10 protein-coding genes are annotated in these 13880 nt (G+C 71.4%); 5 read left to right on the forward strand and 5 right to left on the reverse strand.

All coding sequences use genetic code 11. The annotated features are described in order from the left end of the window. The 3 genes from A5704_RS23200 to A5704_RS23210 form a co-directional block, all read left to right on the forward strand. On the forward strand, window positions 1-2380 hold a 2380-nt coding region (locus tag A5704_RS23200; protein WP_156737737.1), incomplete at its 5' end, for a cation-translocating P-type ATPase. 147 nt (window positions 2381-2527) lie between these two features. Beyond that, window positions 2528-3145 carry a DUF5994 family protein gene (locus A5704_RS23205; protein WP_067891278.1) on the forward strand — a complete coding sequence of 206 codons (618 nt, stop codon included), beginning with the start codon at window positions 2528-2530 and terminating at the stop codon, window positions 3143-3145. A 36-nt stretch (window positions 3146-3181) separates the two neighbouring features. Then, entirely contained in the window at window positions 3182-5869 is a 2688-nt protein-coding gene (locus A5704_RS23210; protein WP_067891281.1) for a cation-translocating P-type ATPase, read from the forward strand. Here A5704_RS23210 and A5704_RS23215 read toward each other — a convergent pair. Then, entirely contained in the window at window positions 5844-7376 is a 1533-nt protein-coding gene (locus tag A5704_RS23215; protein ID WP_067779562.1) for an FMN-binding glutamate synthase family protein, read from the reverse strand. The genes A5704_RS23210 and A5704_RS23215 overlap by 26 nt on opposite strands. Then, entirely contained in the window at window positions 7373-7786 is a 414-nt protein-coding gene (locus tag A5704_RS23220) for a CBS domain-containing protein (RefSeq protein ID WP_197508528.1), read from the reverse strand. Before A5704_RS23220 ends, A5704_RS23215 begins: the two co-directional genes overlap by 4 nt. 99 nt (window positions 7787-7885) lie before the next feature. Between A5704_RS23220 and A5704_RS23225 the strand changes: the two genes are divergently transcribed. Beyond that, on the forward strand, window positions 7886-10234 hold the full coding sequence (locus A5704_RS23225) for a heavy metal translocating P-type ATPase (RefSeq protein ID WP_067891285.1): 2349 nt from the start codon (window positions 7886-7888) through the stop codon (window positions 10232-10234). Here A5704_RS23225 and A5704_RS23230 read toward each other — a convergent pair. The 3 genes from A5704_RS23230 to A5704_RS23240 all read right to left on the reverse strand — a co-directional run bounded on the left by A5704_RS23230 (window position 10223) and on the right by A5704_RS23240 (window position 13236). After that, on the reverse strand, window positions 10223-11383 hold the full coding sequence (locus A5704_RS23230) for a PPE family protein (RefSeq protein ID WP_067756541.1): 1161 nt from the start codon (window positions 11381-11383) through the stop codon (window positions 10223-10225). The two genes, A5704_RS23225 and A5704_RS23230, sit on opposite strands and share 12 nt — an antisense overlap. Before the next feature lie 104 nt (window positions 11384-11487). Then, the gene (locus tag A5704_RS23235) at window positions 11488-12627 is read right to left on the reverse strand and encodes a PPE family protein (protein ID WP_067779568.1); all 1140 of its coding nucleotides are present in this window, start codon (window positions 12625-12627) and stop codon (window positions 11488-11490) included. A 252-nt stretch (window positions 12628-12879) separates the two neighbouring features. After that, window positions 12880-13236: a hypothetical protein gene (locus A5704_RS23240; protein ID WP_067756521.1), complete on the reverse strand. Its 357-nt coding sequence runs from the start codon at window positions 13234-13236 to the stop codon at window positions 12880-12882. Between the two features lie 165 nt (window positions 13237-13401). Here A5704_RS23240 and A5704_RS23245 point away from each other — a divergent pair. After that, on the forward strand, window positions 13402-13880 hold a 479-nt coding region (locus A5704_RS23245), incomplete at its 3' end, for an alpha/beta fold hydrolase (protein WP_197508529.1).

Genomic DNA, 13880 nt, shown 5'->3' on the forward strand with positions numbered 1-13880 from the left:
CGCCGAGGAGATGCGCGGTGACCTGGCGGACCCGATCACGCCGCTGCTGGCCACCGGCGCGGCGGCCAGCGCCCTGCTCGGTTCCCCGCTGGACGCCGTCCTGGTCGGCAGCGTGCTGCTGGTCAACGCCGCCCTGTCGGCCGAGCAGCAGCTGCACGCCGAGCGCACGCTGAATCGCCTACTGGCCGTGCAGGATCCGCCGGCGCGACGCCGGGTCGGCGCGCTGGACGCGCAGCGCCGCGAGAAGGTGCCGACCAAGCGGCTGCGGCCGGGCGACATCATCGAAGTGCACGCCGACGAGGTGGTCCCCGCGGACGCCCGGCTGTTGCACGCCTCGAACGTGGAGGTCGACGAGTCGACGCTGACCGGCGAATCGCTGCCGGTGTCCAAGCAGACCGAGCCCACGCCCGGCGCGCCGCTGGCCGAACGGACCTGCATGCTCTACGCCGGCACCACGGTGGTCGCGGGCACGGCGGTGGCCGTGGTCACCGCCGTGGGATCGCGGTCGGAGATGCGCAGGGCGCTGGCGATGGCGCCGAGGAAGCTGCAAGAGATCGGGCTGCAGCGGCAGCTGCGGCACATCACCCGTCGGGCCCTGCCGTTCAGCGTGGCCAGCGGCGGCCTGGTCGGGTTGCTCAGCGTGGCCCGCGGCACCGGGCTGCGCGAGGCGGTGTCCAGCGCGGTCACGCTGGTCGTCGCCGCCATCCCTGAGGGCCTGCCCCTGGTGGCGACCCTGGCCCAGCTGGCGGCCGCCCGCCGGCTCACCGGCGAATCGGTGCTGATCCGCAACCCCCACTCGGTGGAGGCGTTGGCCCGGCTGAACGTGGTGTGCTTCGACAAGACCGGGACGCTCAGCGAAAACCGGCTCAAGGTCAAGGAGGTGCGCCCGCTGCCGGGCTACGCCGCCGGCGCGGTGCTGGACGCGGCGCTGGGCACCAGCTATGCCCGGCACAGCCACCGGGTCGATCACGCCACCGACGACGCCATCCACCGTGCCGCCGCCGACCCGGCCCTCCGCGGTGACGGCTCCACGCCGCAACGGCTGACCCGCGACGCGTTCCTGCCGTTCCAGTCCGGCCGCCCGTTCGCCGCCGCACTGGTCGGCACCCGGCTGACCATCAAGGGCTCGCCCGAGGTGCTCTCCTCGGCGTTGCTGCAGCACGACCACTCCTTGACCAGGCAGATCGACGAGATGGCGGCGGGCGGGCTACGGGTGCTGGCCGTGGCCGAGCGGACACTGAGCCAGCAGGAAGCCTCAACCGCCGCAACGGATCCGGATTACCTCGAGACCCTGTGCACCGGCAGCCTCACCCCGATCGGCCTGCTCGGGCTCGCCGACACGCCCCGGCCCGCGGCGCACGCGGTGCTCAAGGAACTCGCCGCGCGTGAGATCGGCGTCCGGCTGATCACCGGTGACCACCCGGCAACCGCCGCGGCGATCGCCCAGGAAATGGGGCTCGACGTCACCCCCGATCAGGTGATCACCGGCAGCGATTGGGAAGCCCTGTCCGCCGACGGGCGGGCCGCGGCCGCGTCGTCGGGGGTGGTGTTCGCGCGGATGACGCCGGAACACAAGATCGACGTGGTCCAGACCCTGGAGCGGTCCGGTCTGGTCACCGCCATGGTCGGCGACGGCGTCAACGACGCCGCCGCGATCCGGGCGGCCAGCGTGGGCATCGGCGTGGCGGCCCGCGGCAGCGATGCGGCCCGCACGGCGGCCGACGTGGTGCTGCTCGACGAGCGGATCGAGGCGCTGATCGACGCCCTGGACGAGGGCCAGCAGTTGTGGCGGCGCGTGCAATCGGCGGTGTCGATGCTGTTGGGCGGCAACCTCGGCGAGGTGTGCTTCGCCCTGATCACCACCGTCCTCACCGGGCGGTCGGTGCTCAACGCCCGGCAGATGCTGTTGGTCAACATGCTGACCGACGCGCTGCCCGCCGCGGCGCTGGCCGTCAGCCCGCAGGCGGCCACCGACGAGGTCAGCCGCGACGAGGCGGCCATGTGGCGGGCGATCGGAATCCGCGGCGCGGCAACCACAATCGGCGCGACGGCGGGCTGGGCGATGGCCAGCGTGACCGGCCCGCCGCGCCGCGCGGCGACCGTTGCGCTGATCGCGCTGGTGGGCGCGCAGCTCACCCAGACGCTGGTCGACTCGCGCGCCCCGCTGGTGGTGCTGACGTCCGTCGGCTCGCTGGGCGCGCTCGTTCTCGTGGTCAGCACCCCGGGGCTCAGCCAGGTGTTCGGCTGCACGCCCGTGGATCCGCTGGCCTGGGGTCAGGGCCTGCTGGCCGCGGTCGCGGCCAGCTCGCTGTCGGCGGTCGCCCCCGACTTGCTGCTGCGCGCGTCCCAGAGCGTGCAGCGCCGGATGGTCGGCGAATGATGTCGCGGTCGAAACCGGTTGGCGGCACTTGTTGTTCATGTCTGGTAAACCCCGCGGTCACTTCTCCGGGTCGCGGGCCGGTCACGCCGGCCGTACCGTTTGCGGTACGACGGCTAACTCGAAAAGGTAAGCGAGCAGGTGGTTGAGATGGAGCGCGACAATCGGTTGCGGCTCAAGCCTTATCGGTCGGTATCGGAGCACATCGACGGCGCCTGGTGGCCACAGTCGACCAACTTGGTCGAGGAGCTGCCGAAGTTGCTGACGGCGTTGTCCGAGCGGATGGGCCGGATCGTGATGGTGGGCTACCGCCGCAACGGCTGGGACGAGACGCCGGCCCTGGTCGAAGTCGCCGGGCACACCGTCGAACTGCTCGGCTTCACCAGCGACGAGCCGACCAGTGTCATCCTGATCGGCGAGAACGGCCGCCACGTCACGCTGCAGGTGATCCGGCCGGACACCGGCGAGGAGGCGGCCCGGCAAGCGCTCGAGCGCGCGGGGAAACCCGGCGACGCCGAGGCCGCCCCGGCCAGCCGCTCGACGGTGGCCCGATCGGTGGCCGACGTCGCCGACAAACTGGCCCGTCACGAAGGCCTGGGCGACGAGCGCCGGACCGCCCAGATCAAGCGCTGGAGCGAGGAGGCGGCGAGTCAGTTCGTCGACGCGCCGGTGCAGACCTTCGTGCCGATCCTGGTCGAACACATCGTGCGCAACCGCATGCTGGAATCGCGGCCGCACGACCATCGGCGACCATCGTTGACGGCGTAAGCCGAACCGCTGGCTGCATCGCAAAGTAGCGACCGGATGGGCATCCAGCCGCGGGACTGGCTGGAGGTCACGGCTTCGGCCCCCGGCACACACCCCGACCCCGCCTTCCTCGACGGCCCGGCCGTCGTCGAAAAGCTGTGCAGCGACGCCGAATTCGGCTTGACCGGGACGGAGGCCGCCCGCCGGCTCACGGTGGTGGGCGCCAACGACATCGAGAGCGTCGCGCCGGCGCCGGCGTGGCGAAAGCTGCTGGCGCAGTTTCGCAGCCCGCTGATCTACCTGCTGCTCGCCGCGCTGATCGCCTCGCTCGCGGTCTGGGCCGTCGAGGGGGCCGGCGGCTGGCCCGTCGACGCCGTGGTGATCGCGGTCATCCTCGTGCTCAACGCGCTGCTGGGTTACGCGCAGGAGGCCCGCGCGGAGCGCGCGGTCGGCGCGCTGGCGCGGATGGCGGCGACGTCGGCGACGGTGGTCCGGGACGGGGCGCGGCGCACCGTCCCCGCAGGCGAATTGGTGCCCGGCGACGTCCTGCTGCTCGCCGAGGGCGACGCGGTGGCGGCGGACGCGAGGCTGCTGTGGGCCGCGGGCCTCGAGGTGTCCGAGGCCGCGCTGACCGGCCTGAGTGAACCCGTGCCCAAAGCCGCCCAGACGCTGCCCGACTCGGCGGATCGGGACGACAGGGCCGACATGGTGTTCAAGGGCACCGCGATCGCCAAGGGCGTCGGGCGGGCGGTGGTGACCGCGACGGGGATGGCGACCCAGACCGGTCAGATCGCCGGGCTGGTGCGGACCGTCGACCACGAGGCGACGCCGCTGCAGCGCGAGGTGGCGCGGGCCAGCAGGCTGCTGGGCATCGCGGTGCTGGTGATCGCCGTCGTGGTGATCGCGACCATTCTCCTGGTCTTCGGCATCCACGGCGCTCACGACGTGGTGACGGCGGTGCTGCTGGGTGTCTCGCTGGCCGTGGCGGCCGTTCCGGAAGGCCTGCCCGCCATCATGTCGGTCGTGCTCGCGCTGGGGATGCGGCGGATGGCCGGCCGGAACGCCGTCGTCAAGGAACTGTCGTCCGCCGAGACCCTGGGCTCGGCATCGGTGGTGTGTTCGGGCAAGACCGGCACCCTGACGACCGGGGAGCTGACGATCGTGCGGGTCGTCACGCCCCTGGGCGAGGTGAAGGTCACCGGCGCCGGATACCGGCCCGAGGGTCGCCTGGAGCGCGACGGGGTCGCACTGCCCGAGGGCGACGACCTGTGGCGGCAGGCCGCGCTGGTGCTCGACGGGGGTGCTGCCGCCGGCGCGGCCACCCTGCGCGAGGAGGACGGCCGGTGGACGGTCCAGGGCGATCCCGTCGACGCGGCCTTCCTGGTGGCGCACCGCAAGCTCGACGACGGCTCGCGCCCGGCCCCGGCGCGCGTGACGACGGGCGACCCCGACGGGCTGCTCGACCGCTGCACGTACCTGCAGGCCGGCCGGCGGCTCGCCCCGCTCGACGAGTCGGCCAGGGTCACGATCCGGGGCGAGGCCGAGCGGCTCGCGCTGGACGCCCTGCACGCGGTGGCGGTCGCCTACCAGTCGGACGGAAACCTCGTCTACCTGGGCATGGTGGGCATCACCGATCCGCCGCGACCGGAGGCCGCGGCGGCGATCGCCGAGGCGCGCCGGGCGGGGGTGAGGGTCGTGATGATCACCGGCGACCACCCCCGGGTGGCGGCGCGCGTCGCCCGCAAGCTGGGCATCGAGGACAGGGAGGCGGCCGTGTCCGGCGCTCAACTGGCCACCCTGGACGACGAGCAGCTGCGGGAAACCGTGCGCCTGCACTCGCAGTTCACCCAGGTCGATCCGGCCGAGAAGCAGCGCATCATCGACGCCCTGCAGGCCGACCACGAGATCGTCGCCGTGACCGGGGAGGGGATCAACGACGCGCCCGCCCTGAAATCGGCCGACATCGGCATCGCCATGGGCCGCAGCGGCACCGACGTCGCCAGGGAGGCGGCGAACATGATCCTCGCCGACGACAACTTCGCGACCATCGTCCACGCCATTCGGGAGGGCCGGGGCATCTTCTCGAACATCAAGAAGACGCTGCGCTACCTGCTCTCCTCCAACATGGGCGAGATCTTCACCGTCTTCTTCGGCGTGGTGCTGGCCGGGGCGGTCGGCCTGGCGCGGGACCACTCCATCGCGCTGCCGCTGCTGGCCACGCAGATCCTCTGGATCAATCTGCTGACCGACGGCGCGCCGGCCCTGGCGCTGGGCGTGGACCCGCAGACCGAGGAGCTGATGAGCCGGCCGCCGCGCTCGGCGTCGGACCGGGTCATCGACGCGCGGATGTGGAACAACATCGTCGTGATCGGCGCGGCCGTGGCCGCCGCCACGCTGTTCACGATGCACCTCTACGCGCCAGACGGTCCCCTGCCGTCCTCCGTGGACACCGCCCGCACCGCGGGCTTCACCGTGCTGGTGATCGCGCAGCTGGTCAACACCATCAACGCCCGCTCGGAGACGACGACCGCGTTTCGCGGGTTCTTCGCCAACGGGTGGTTATGGGCGGCGATCGGGTTGTCGGCGCTGCTGCAGGTGGCCGTCGTTCAGCTGCCCGCCCTCAACACCGCCTTCACCACCACGCCGTTGTCGGCGAGCCAGTGGCTGGTGTGCATCGGGATGGCCAGCACCGTCCTGTGGGTGAGCGAAATCCGCAAATTCATCCTGCGGTCATCAGGGTCGTGATCGCCTCGATGTCGGCCGGCCCGGGCAAACCCCAGTCGGGCTGGTAGCCCAGCAACTCGTTGACCTGCACCGTCTTCATGTCGATGTCGAGCAGTTCGATGGCCTCCAGCGGCACCAGCGCCGGATGGACGTAGCCGCAGGTGCGGGCCAGCTGGGCCAGTTCGAAACGCAGGGTGGCCAGGTAGTTGGCGCAGCGCACCGACTTCAGGTCCGGGTCGAGGCCGTGCTGCAGCCACGGCGACTGGGTGGCAACACCCGAGGGGCAGCGGCCGGTGTGGCAGCGCTGGGCCTGGATGCAGCCGATGGCGAACATCGCGGTGCGCCCGACGCTGACCATGTCGCAGCCGGTGGCCAGCGCCAGCAGCGCGTTCTCAGGGATGCCCAGCTTGCCCGACCCGACGAACACCACGTCGTGGTGCAGGCCGTGCTCGGCGAAGGCACGGTAGACCCGAGGGAGCGCCCACTTGAACGGCAGGGCGACGTGGTCGGTGAAGACCAGCGGCGCGGCGCCGGTGCCGCCCTCGCCGCCGTCGACGGTGACGAAGTCGACGCCGGTGCCGGTCCGGGCCATGCGCGCGGCCAGCTCACACCAGAACCGCTCTTCCCCCACCGCCGACTTGATGCCCACCGGCAGCCCGGTCGCGGCGGCGATCGTCTCCACCAGCTCCAGCAGCCCGTCGACGTCGCGGAACGCGGAGTGGCCGGCCGGGCTCTTGCAGTCCACCCCGGCCGGCACCCCGCGGATGGCGGCGATCTCGGGGGTGACCTTGGCGCCGGGCAGCACGCCGCCGAGGCCGGGCTTGGCGCCCTGGCTGAGCTTGATCTCGATGGCCCGGATCGCCGGCGTGGCCGCGACCCGGTCGACCAGCCGGGGCAGGCTGAAGCGGCCGTCGTCGTCGCGGCAGCCGAAGTAGCCGGTGCCGACCTGCCAGACCAGGTCACCGCCGTTCAGGTGATAGGGCGACACCCCGCCCTCGCCGGTGGTGTGCAGCGCGCCGGCCAGCGCCGCCCCCTTGTTCAGGGCGGTGATGGCCGCGCCGCCGAGCGCGCCGAAGCTCATCCCGGAGACGTTGACCACCGACGACGGACGGAAGGCCTTGGCGCGGCCCCGCGCGCCGCCGAGCACCTTCGCCGCCGGCAACGGAACGGCCGGGTCCGGGTGCTCGGGCGCGTCCGCCGGCGCCGCGACGGGAAACGCCGCGTGCTTGATGATCGGATAGTTGTGCACCCGTTCCAGGTCGTTGTCGGTGCCGAAACCGAAGTACCGGTTGGCCAGCTTCGACGACGTGTACACCCAGCGCCGCTGGTCGCGGCTGAACGGCCGCTCGGCGTCGTTGTCGGTGACGATGTACTGGCGCAGCTCGGGGCCGACCGCCTCCAGGAGGAACCGCAGGTGCCCGATGATCGGGTAGTTGCGCAGGATCGTGTGCCGCCGCTGCAGCAGATCCCACCCCGTCAACCCGGCCAGGCCACCGCCGACCAACGCGGCGACCGCGCGCGGCCTCAAGAATCGAAATTCGTGTAGACGCCGAGCACGTCGCGGGCCGAGACGATGCCGACCAGCGCGCCGTCGCGCTCCACCAGCACGTGGCGGATGTAGCGGTCCATCATCCGGGCGGCGACCTGGTCCACCGAGGCCTCGGCGTCGCACCACACCAGTTTCGTGCTGGCCACCTCGGAGACCGGGGTGGTGGCGGGATTTCGCCCCGCGGCCACCGCCCGCACGATGTCGCGCTCGCTGACCAACGCGGCCGGCCGCGGGTCGTCGCCGATCAGGATCGCGCCCACGTCGCAGGTCACCATGGCCCTGGCGACGTCGGCGATCGTGGCGTTGATGGGTACGCGTGCCACGGGGTCGCCGGTGATGGTGGCGATCGGGAGGGACCCCGTCGGAGAAATGTCAGTCACGTCCACCATGCTCGCCAGCCGGTGGCGGACCTTTCTAGTGACCTGAGTCCTCAATCCGCGTCCATCCGGCCCTAGCCGTCGCCGGGGCATGGGATCAGGCTGGCACCCATGGGCGCTGTGACACGTGAGCGGCTGGGCCGCTGGGTGGAGCCGGTGCTGGCCGCGGCGACCGTCGTCGCGTTGGCGGCCGGGGGGATCGCCTGGCTGGCGGGGGCGCCGCGGGTCGCCGACGGCTGCTGGATCGCCGGCACGGTGGTGGCGGTGGTCCCCGCGGTGGTGTGGGTGCTGGCGGCGCTGCGCCGGGGCCGGTTCGGGGTCGACCTGATCGCGGTGTTGTCGTTGGTCGGCACGCTGCTGGTCGGCGAGTACCTCGCGGGCGCGCTGATCGCGGTGATGCTGGCCGGCGGGCGGGCGCTGGAGGCCGCCGCCGAGCGCCGCGCGTCCCACGACCTGCGGGCGCTGCTCGAACACGCGCCGAGGTTCGCCCGCCGCCGGGTGGGATCGGCGGTGGACGTCATCACGCTCGCGGACGTGGCGATCGACGACCTGCTGGTGGTGGGCCCGGGCGAGGTGGTGCCCGTCGACGGGCGCATTGCCGGCGCGGTGGCGGTGCTGGACGAATCGGTCCTGACCGGCGAACCGCTGCAGGTGGAGCGCGCCGACGGTGAGCCGGTGCGCAGCGGCGTGGTCAACGCGGGCAGCGCCTTCGAGATGCGGGCCACGGCCACCGCCGACGACAGCACCTACGCGCAGATCGTCCGCCTGGCCGCGGAGGCCGGGGCCCAGAACGCGCCCGTGGTTCGGCTCGCCGACCGGTACGCGGCCTGGTTCCTGCCACTGACCCTGGTGGTGGCCGGGGCGGCCTGGCTGGCCAGCGGGTCGCCCGTGCGGGCGGTCGCGGTGCTGGTGGTGGCGACGCCCTGCCCGCTGTTGCTCGCCGCGCCCGTCGCGATCGTGTCCGGGTTGTCGCGGGCGTCACGGCGTGGTGTGGTGATCCGCAGCGGGGGCGCTCTGGAAAACCTCGGGCACGCAACCACTTTGGTGATGGACAAGACCGGCACCCTGACCATGGGACGCCCCGCCGTCATCGACGTCGCCGCCGCGCCCGGACGCGACGCGATCGAGATACTGCGGGTGGCGGCCTCGGTGGATCAGATGTCCCCGCACGTGCTGGCCGAGGCGATCGTCACCGCGGCGCGGGCCCGCGACCTGGAGCTCTCGCTGCCCACCGAGGTGGTGGAGGAACCCGGCCAGGGCGTCACCGCCACCCTGGACGGCCGGCGGGTACACGTCGGCAAGCTCACGCGGGGCGCCGCGCACGCGGAATGGGCGCGGGCGGTGGTGAATCGCGCCCTGCTGGACGGGGCCGCGATCGCGTGGGTGTGCGTCGACGGGCGACCCGTCGGCGCCGTGTTGCTGCGTGACCCGCTGCGCCGCCACGCGCCGCGGACCCTGCGCCGGCTCCGCGAGGCCGGGCTGAACCGATTGGTGATGCTGACCGGGGATCGCGCCGAGCCCGCCCGCGAGGTCGCCGCCGTGCTGGGTCTGGACGAGGTGTACGCGGAGCAGACCCCGGCCGACAAGGTGGCCGCCGTGCGCGCCGAGTGTGACCGCGCGGTGACCGTGATGGTCGGCGATGGCGTCAACGACGCGCCCGCCTTGGCCGCGGCCACCGTCGGCGTGGCGATGGGCGCCCGCGGCGCGACCGCGTCCTCGGAGGCCGCCGGCATCGTGTTGACCACCGACCGGCTGGAGCGGCTCGCCGACGCGATGGACATCGCCCGCTGGTCGCGGCGCATCGCGGTGCAGAGCGCCGTCGTCGGCATGGCCTTGTCGCTGGCCGCGATGGGCGTCGCCGCCTTCGGGTGGCTGCCGCCGGCGGTGGGGGCGCTGGTGCAGGAGGGCATCGACGTCGCCGTGATCCTCAACGCGCTCCGCGCCCTGCGCGGCAATCCCGAGATCGAGGTCGACCTTCCCGCGCCGACGGAACAGCTGTTGCGGCGCTTCGACGCCGAGCACGACGAACTGCGCGACGCCGTGGACCTGTTGCGGGGCGCCGCCGATCGGTTGGCGGCCGCGGCCGACCAGTCGGCCCTGGAGTCGATCGGCCAGGCGTACGCCGTGCTCGTCGAGCGGATCATCCCGCACGAGCGCGCCGAGGAGACGCAGCTCTACCCGGCGCTGGCCCACCCGCTGGGCACCAGCGAGGCGACCGCCACGATGAGCCGGACCCACGCCGAAATCCAGCGCCTCTCCGACCGGATCGGCGCCCACCTGACCCTGGCCCGAAGCAGCGGGGCGATCGGCGCCGACCAGGTCGACGACCTGCTCGCGTGCCTCTACGGGCTGCATGCCCTGTTACGCCTGCATTTCCTGCAGGAGGAGGAAAGCTATTTCACCCTGGCCGACGACGAGCCCAATGAACCGAACCGCTTGGCGCACAAGCTATCCCGCTGACGGTGGCCGCTTCATGACCGTGCCGGGCAGCTCCGCGCCGATTTCGATGTCGTCGTAGTCGCGCCCGGCGCCCCCGCCCTTGCCACCCAGCGGCGGCCGCACCGGGACCATCGGGAGACCAGACGGCTGGGCTCCCCCCGGCGGAAGCGGGGACACCGCGGCGGCGAGCTGGACCGGTGGCTGGGCGCCGGGCAACATGCCCACCGTGGCGGGCGGCATGCTCAGCTTGCCCACCAGCACCGACACGCCCATCGCACCCCGGGGCGCCAGCCCCAGCCCGCCGGAGTTGACCGCGTTCGCCAGGTTCACCTCCGCCGTGCTCAACGCCGCCGAACCCTCAGCGAGGCCCTGGCCGATGTCGGAGCCGACGCCCTGCAGCGCCTGGGCCGCATTGATCTGCGCGACGTAGCTGAGCAGGTTGACGGGGAAGCCGCCGGCGATGAATTGATTGCCCCAGGTGCTGAAATAGGCGAACCAGCCCTTGTTGGGGTCGAACGGGCTGACACCAAGCTGGTCGATTATCGTCCCCGCGTTGGACGTCGACGAGGCGGCCAGCAGGTTGGCCGTGGTCTGGGTGGTGCCCGTGGCGGCGGGCAACACGGCGGCCTGGGTGGAGACGCCGGAGGGGTTGGCGACGGGCGGCGGCGACGAGAACTGTGACAGCTTCACCGCGCTCAGCGAGGTCGCGCCGTAGCGGTACATCGCCGCCGAGTTGTTGACCCACATCGCGTTGTACTCGGCTTCCGTCTCGGCGATGGCCGGGGCGTTTATGCCGAAGAAGTTGGTGGCCAGCAGCATCGCCAGCCGCGCGCGATTGGCCGCGACGACCGAGGGATGCACCACCGTCCAGTGCGTCAATTCAAATGCGGCCGTTACGGTTTCAACCGAGGCGGCGATCTCCTGGCACTGCGCCGCGGTGGTGCGCAACCACGCCAGGTACGGCTCGAACGCCTGGGCCATCGCCATCGCCGACGGCCCTTGCCAGGTCCCGGCCAGCGACGCGAGCTCCGCGGTGTAGCTGCTGGCCGTCGCCTCCAATTCGGCGCCGAGTTCTTGCCACACGGCGGCGGCTTCGATCATCGACCAGGCGCCGGGTCCGGAGTGGATCAGCGCCGAGGTGACTTCGGGCGGCAGCAGCCCAAAATCGATCACGTCTCGCCCAATGGAAGAGCAGGGCGGGCGGCGAGTCGCGCCGTCGACCTATCCGGCGGCGAAATTCTGCTTCCGGAGTGGTGAGGAACCATCGTCGTTCCTCATCCCCCGCTGGGCGGTCGGTGTATCACCTTCTTCGGGAGTTCCGCCCCGTATTCAAGGTCTTCGAACTTCTGCTGCTTGCGCTTGCGCCAGCCGCTGCCCGCCGAGCTGCCCGGAGGCACCGGCATCATCGGCATGAGCGGCATGCCGGTGAGCCCGGGCTCGGCGGGCAGGGGCGACACCGACGATGCGAGTTGCACCGGGGTTTGCGTCCCCGGCAGCAGACCCACCACCGCCGGCGGGGCGGTGAGCTTGCCCAGCGAGACCCCTACCCCCATGGCACCCGCGGCCGCACCGCCCGGCGCGGCCGAGACGGCGCCCGCCAGCCTGGTGATCGACGACGCCAGCGCGCCCTCGCCCTCCGAGAGCCCCAGGCCGATGTCGCTGCCCACGCCCTGCAGCGCCTGCGCCGAGGTGTTCTGCGCCAGGTAGCTGAGCAGGTTGATCGGGAAACCGGACGAGATGAACTGGTTGCCCCAGGTGCTGAAGTAGCTGAACCAGCCGGCGTTGGGGTCGAAGGGGGTGACCCCGAGCGAGTCGATGATGTTGCCCGTGCTCGACGCGCCGAGCAGCGACGCATTCGAGACCGCAGCCTGCTGGTTGACCGTCGACGACGGGTTCGCGATGGCCAGCGGCGAATTGAATTGGGACAGCGACGTGGTCGCTTGTGACGACGTGGCCTGATAGCGGCTCATCGCGGCCGAATTGTTCGCCCACATGGTCTGGTATTCGTCTTGCGTCTCGGCGATAGCCGCGGTGTTCTGGCCGAACCGGTTCGTGGCCAGCAATTGCAACAGCCGGGCCCGGTTGGCGGCAACCACCGCGGGCGGGACCACCGCCGCGCGGACGGCGGTGAACGCCGCCGCGGCCGACTCCGCGGAGGCGGCCATCTGGTGGGCCTGTTGCGCGGTCTCGCGCAGCCAGATCAGGTAGGGCTGCACGGCCTGCAGCATCGCCATGGAGGACGGCCCGTCCCACGACTCGATCAACGACGACAACACGGACGCGTACACGCCGACCGAGTTCTCCAGCTCGACGGCGAGACTCTGCCACGCGCCGGCAGCCTCGACCAGCGAACCCGCTCCGGGACCGGAGTGGATAAGGGTCGAGGTGACCTCAGGTGGCGCGAATAGGTCCATCACATCTCACATTGTCTATGCCGAGTACGCGACCGGAAAATTTCGATTACCAGGTTGCAAAGAGACCGGAAACATTACGCATTCACCCCCCAGGGTGCCGCCCTAATCCTTCCCCGTCGAGTTCCGGATGTGACGAACGATATACCCGTGACATTAGGGTATCCAAAGGCTTGCCCGACGTGGCCTTTTTCCGGCCCGGCCGCCGGCTTCCTCAGACGGTCACCGACGCCCCGCGCGCGACCTTGCCAAGGCCTACAGGCCGGGCAAGCAGATGGGAGCGCCGTAGCAGGGCGGCGGGCCGAGCGGGCGGCGGGGCGCGTCCCCCTCCCACACGAATTGGCCGACGTTGCCCATGCCGCCGACGGGAACCCAGTACCAGTGGTGGCAGACGCCCATGTCCCACCGGACATCCGGCATCGGCAACGGCTGCCCCGGGCACCAGTCGTGCGGGACCGTGAAGTTGTCCAGGGGCAGTGGGCCGATGACTTGCGGGGCGGGATTGCGCTCCGCCCCGGCGGTGCCCGCACCGAGCCCCAGGCCCGCCACCGCCACCCCTACGGACAACAGTGCCCCGGTGACGACCTTCCTGACCTTGTGATTGTTCGACATGGCCTGCGCCTTTCCTCGACGCTGGATGCTGAGGATCAGTATCCGCTCGCGCTGCTCAGATGAGCAGACAATGACCGGATCGCTACCGATCCCACGAAGAGTCCCGCGCCGCGACCTAGCTGCATAAATATCGGCGGACGCGTGGCCGAGACTTAGACTTCCGCAATGTTCTCGGAGACGCGCTATGCGATGAACGGGGACTTGCGCGTCGCGTATCGGGCGTCGGGTGAAGGTGTTCGCGACATTGTGTTCGTCCCGAACTGGTTCACAAACTGCGAGGTCTTTCCGGAGCTGCCGTCGATTCAGGGTTGGGTCGAGGCGGTGACATCGCTGGGTCGGCTGATCTTCTTCGACCAGCCGGGCACTGGGGCGTCAGATCCTGTCGAGCCTGGTGCCCTGCCGACCTTGGAGCAATGGGCCGACAGCATCACGGCGGTGCTCGACGATCTCGGGAGCGCTGAAGCGGTTCTCCTCTTGATCGATGGCGCGTTCGCGACCGGGGCATTGTTCGCGGCAACACATCCGTCACGCACAACGGCACTTGTTGTACTGGAGGGCTACGCCGATCCGGTCGCCGAACGCACCGAGGGACCCACTCCCGAGGAAGTCGTTGCCTTGATGGGCTCCATGTGGGGAACGGGGGA

It is taken from the genome of Mycobacterium sp. E735 (assembly GCF_001666955.1).
Lineage (GTDB): Bacteria > Actinomycetota > Actinomycetes > Mycobacteriales > Mycobacteriaceae > Mycobacterium.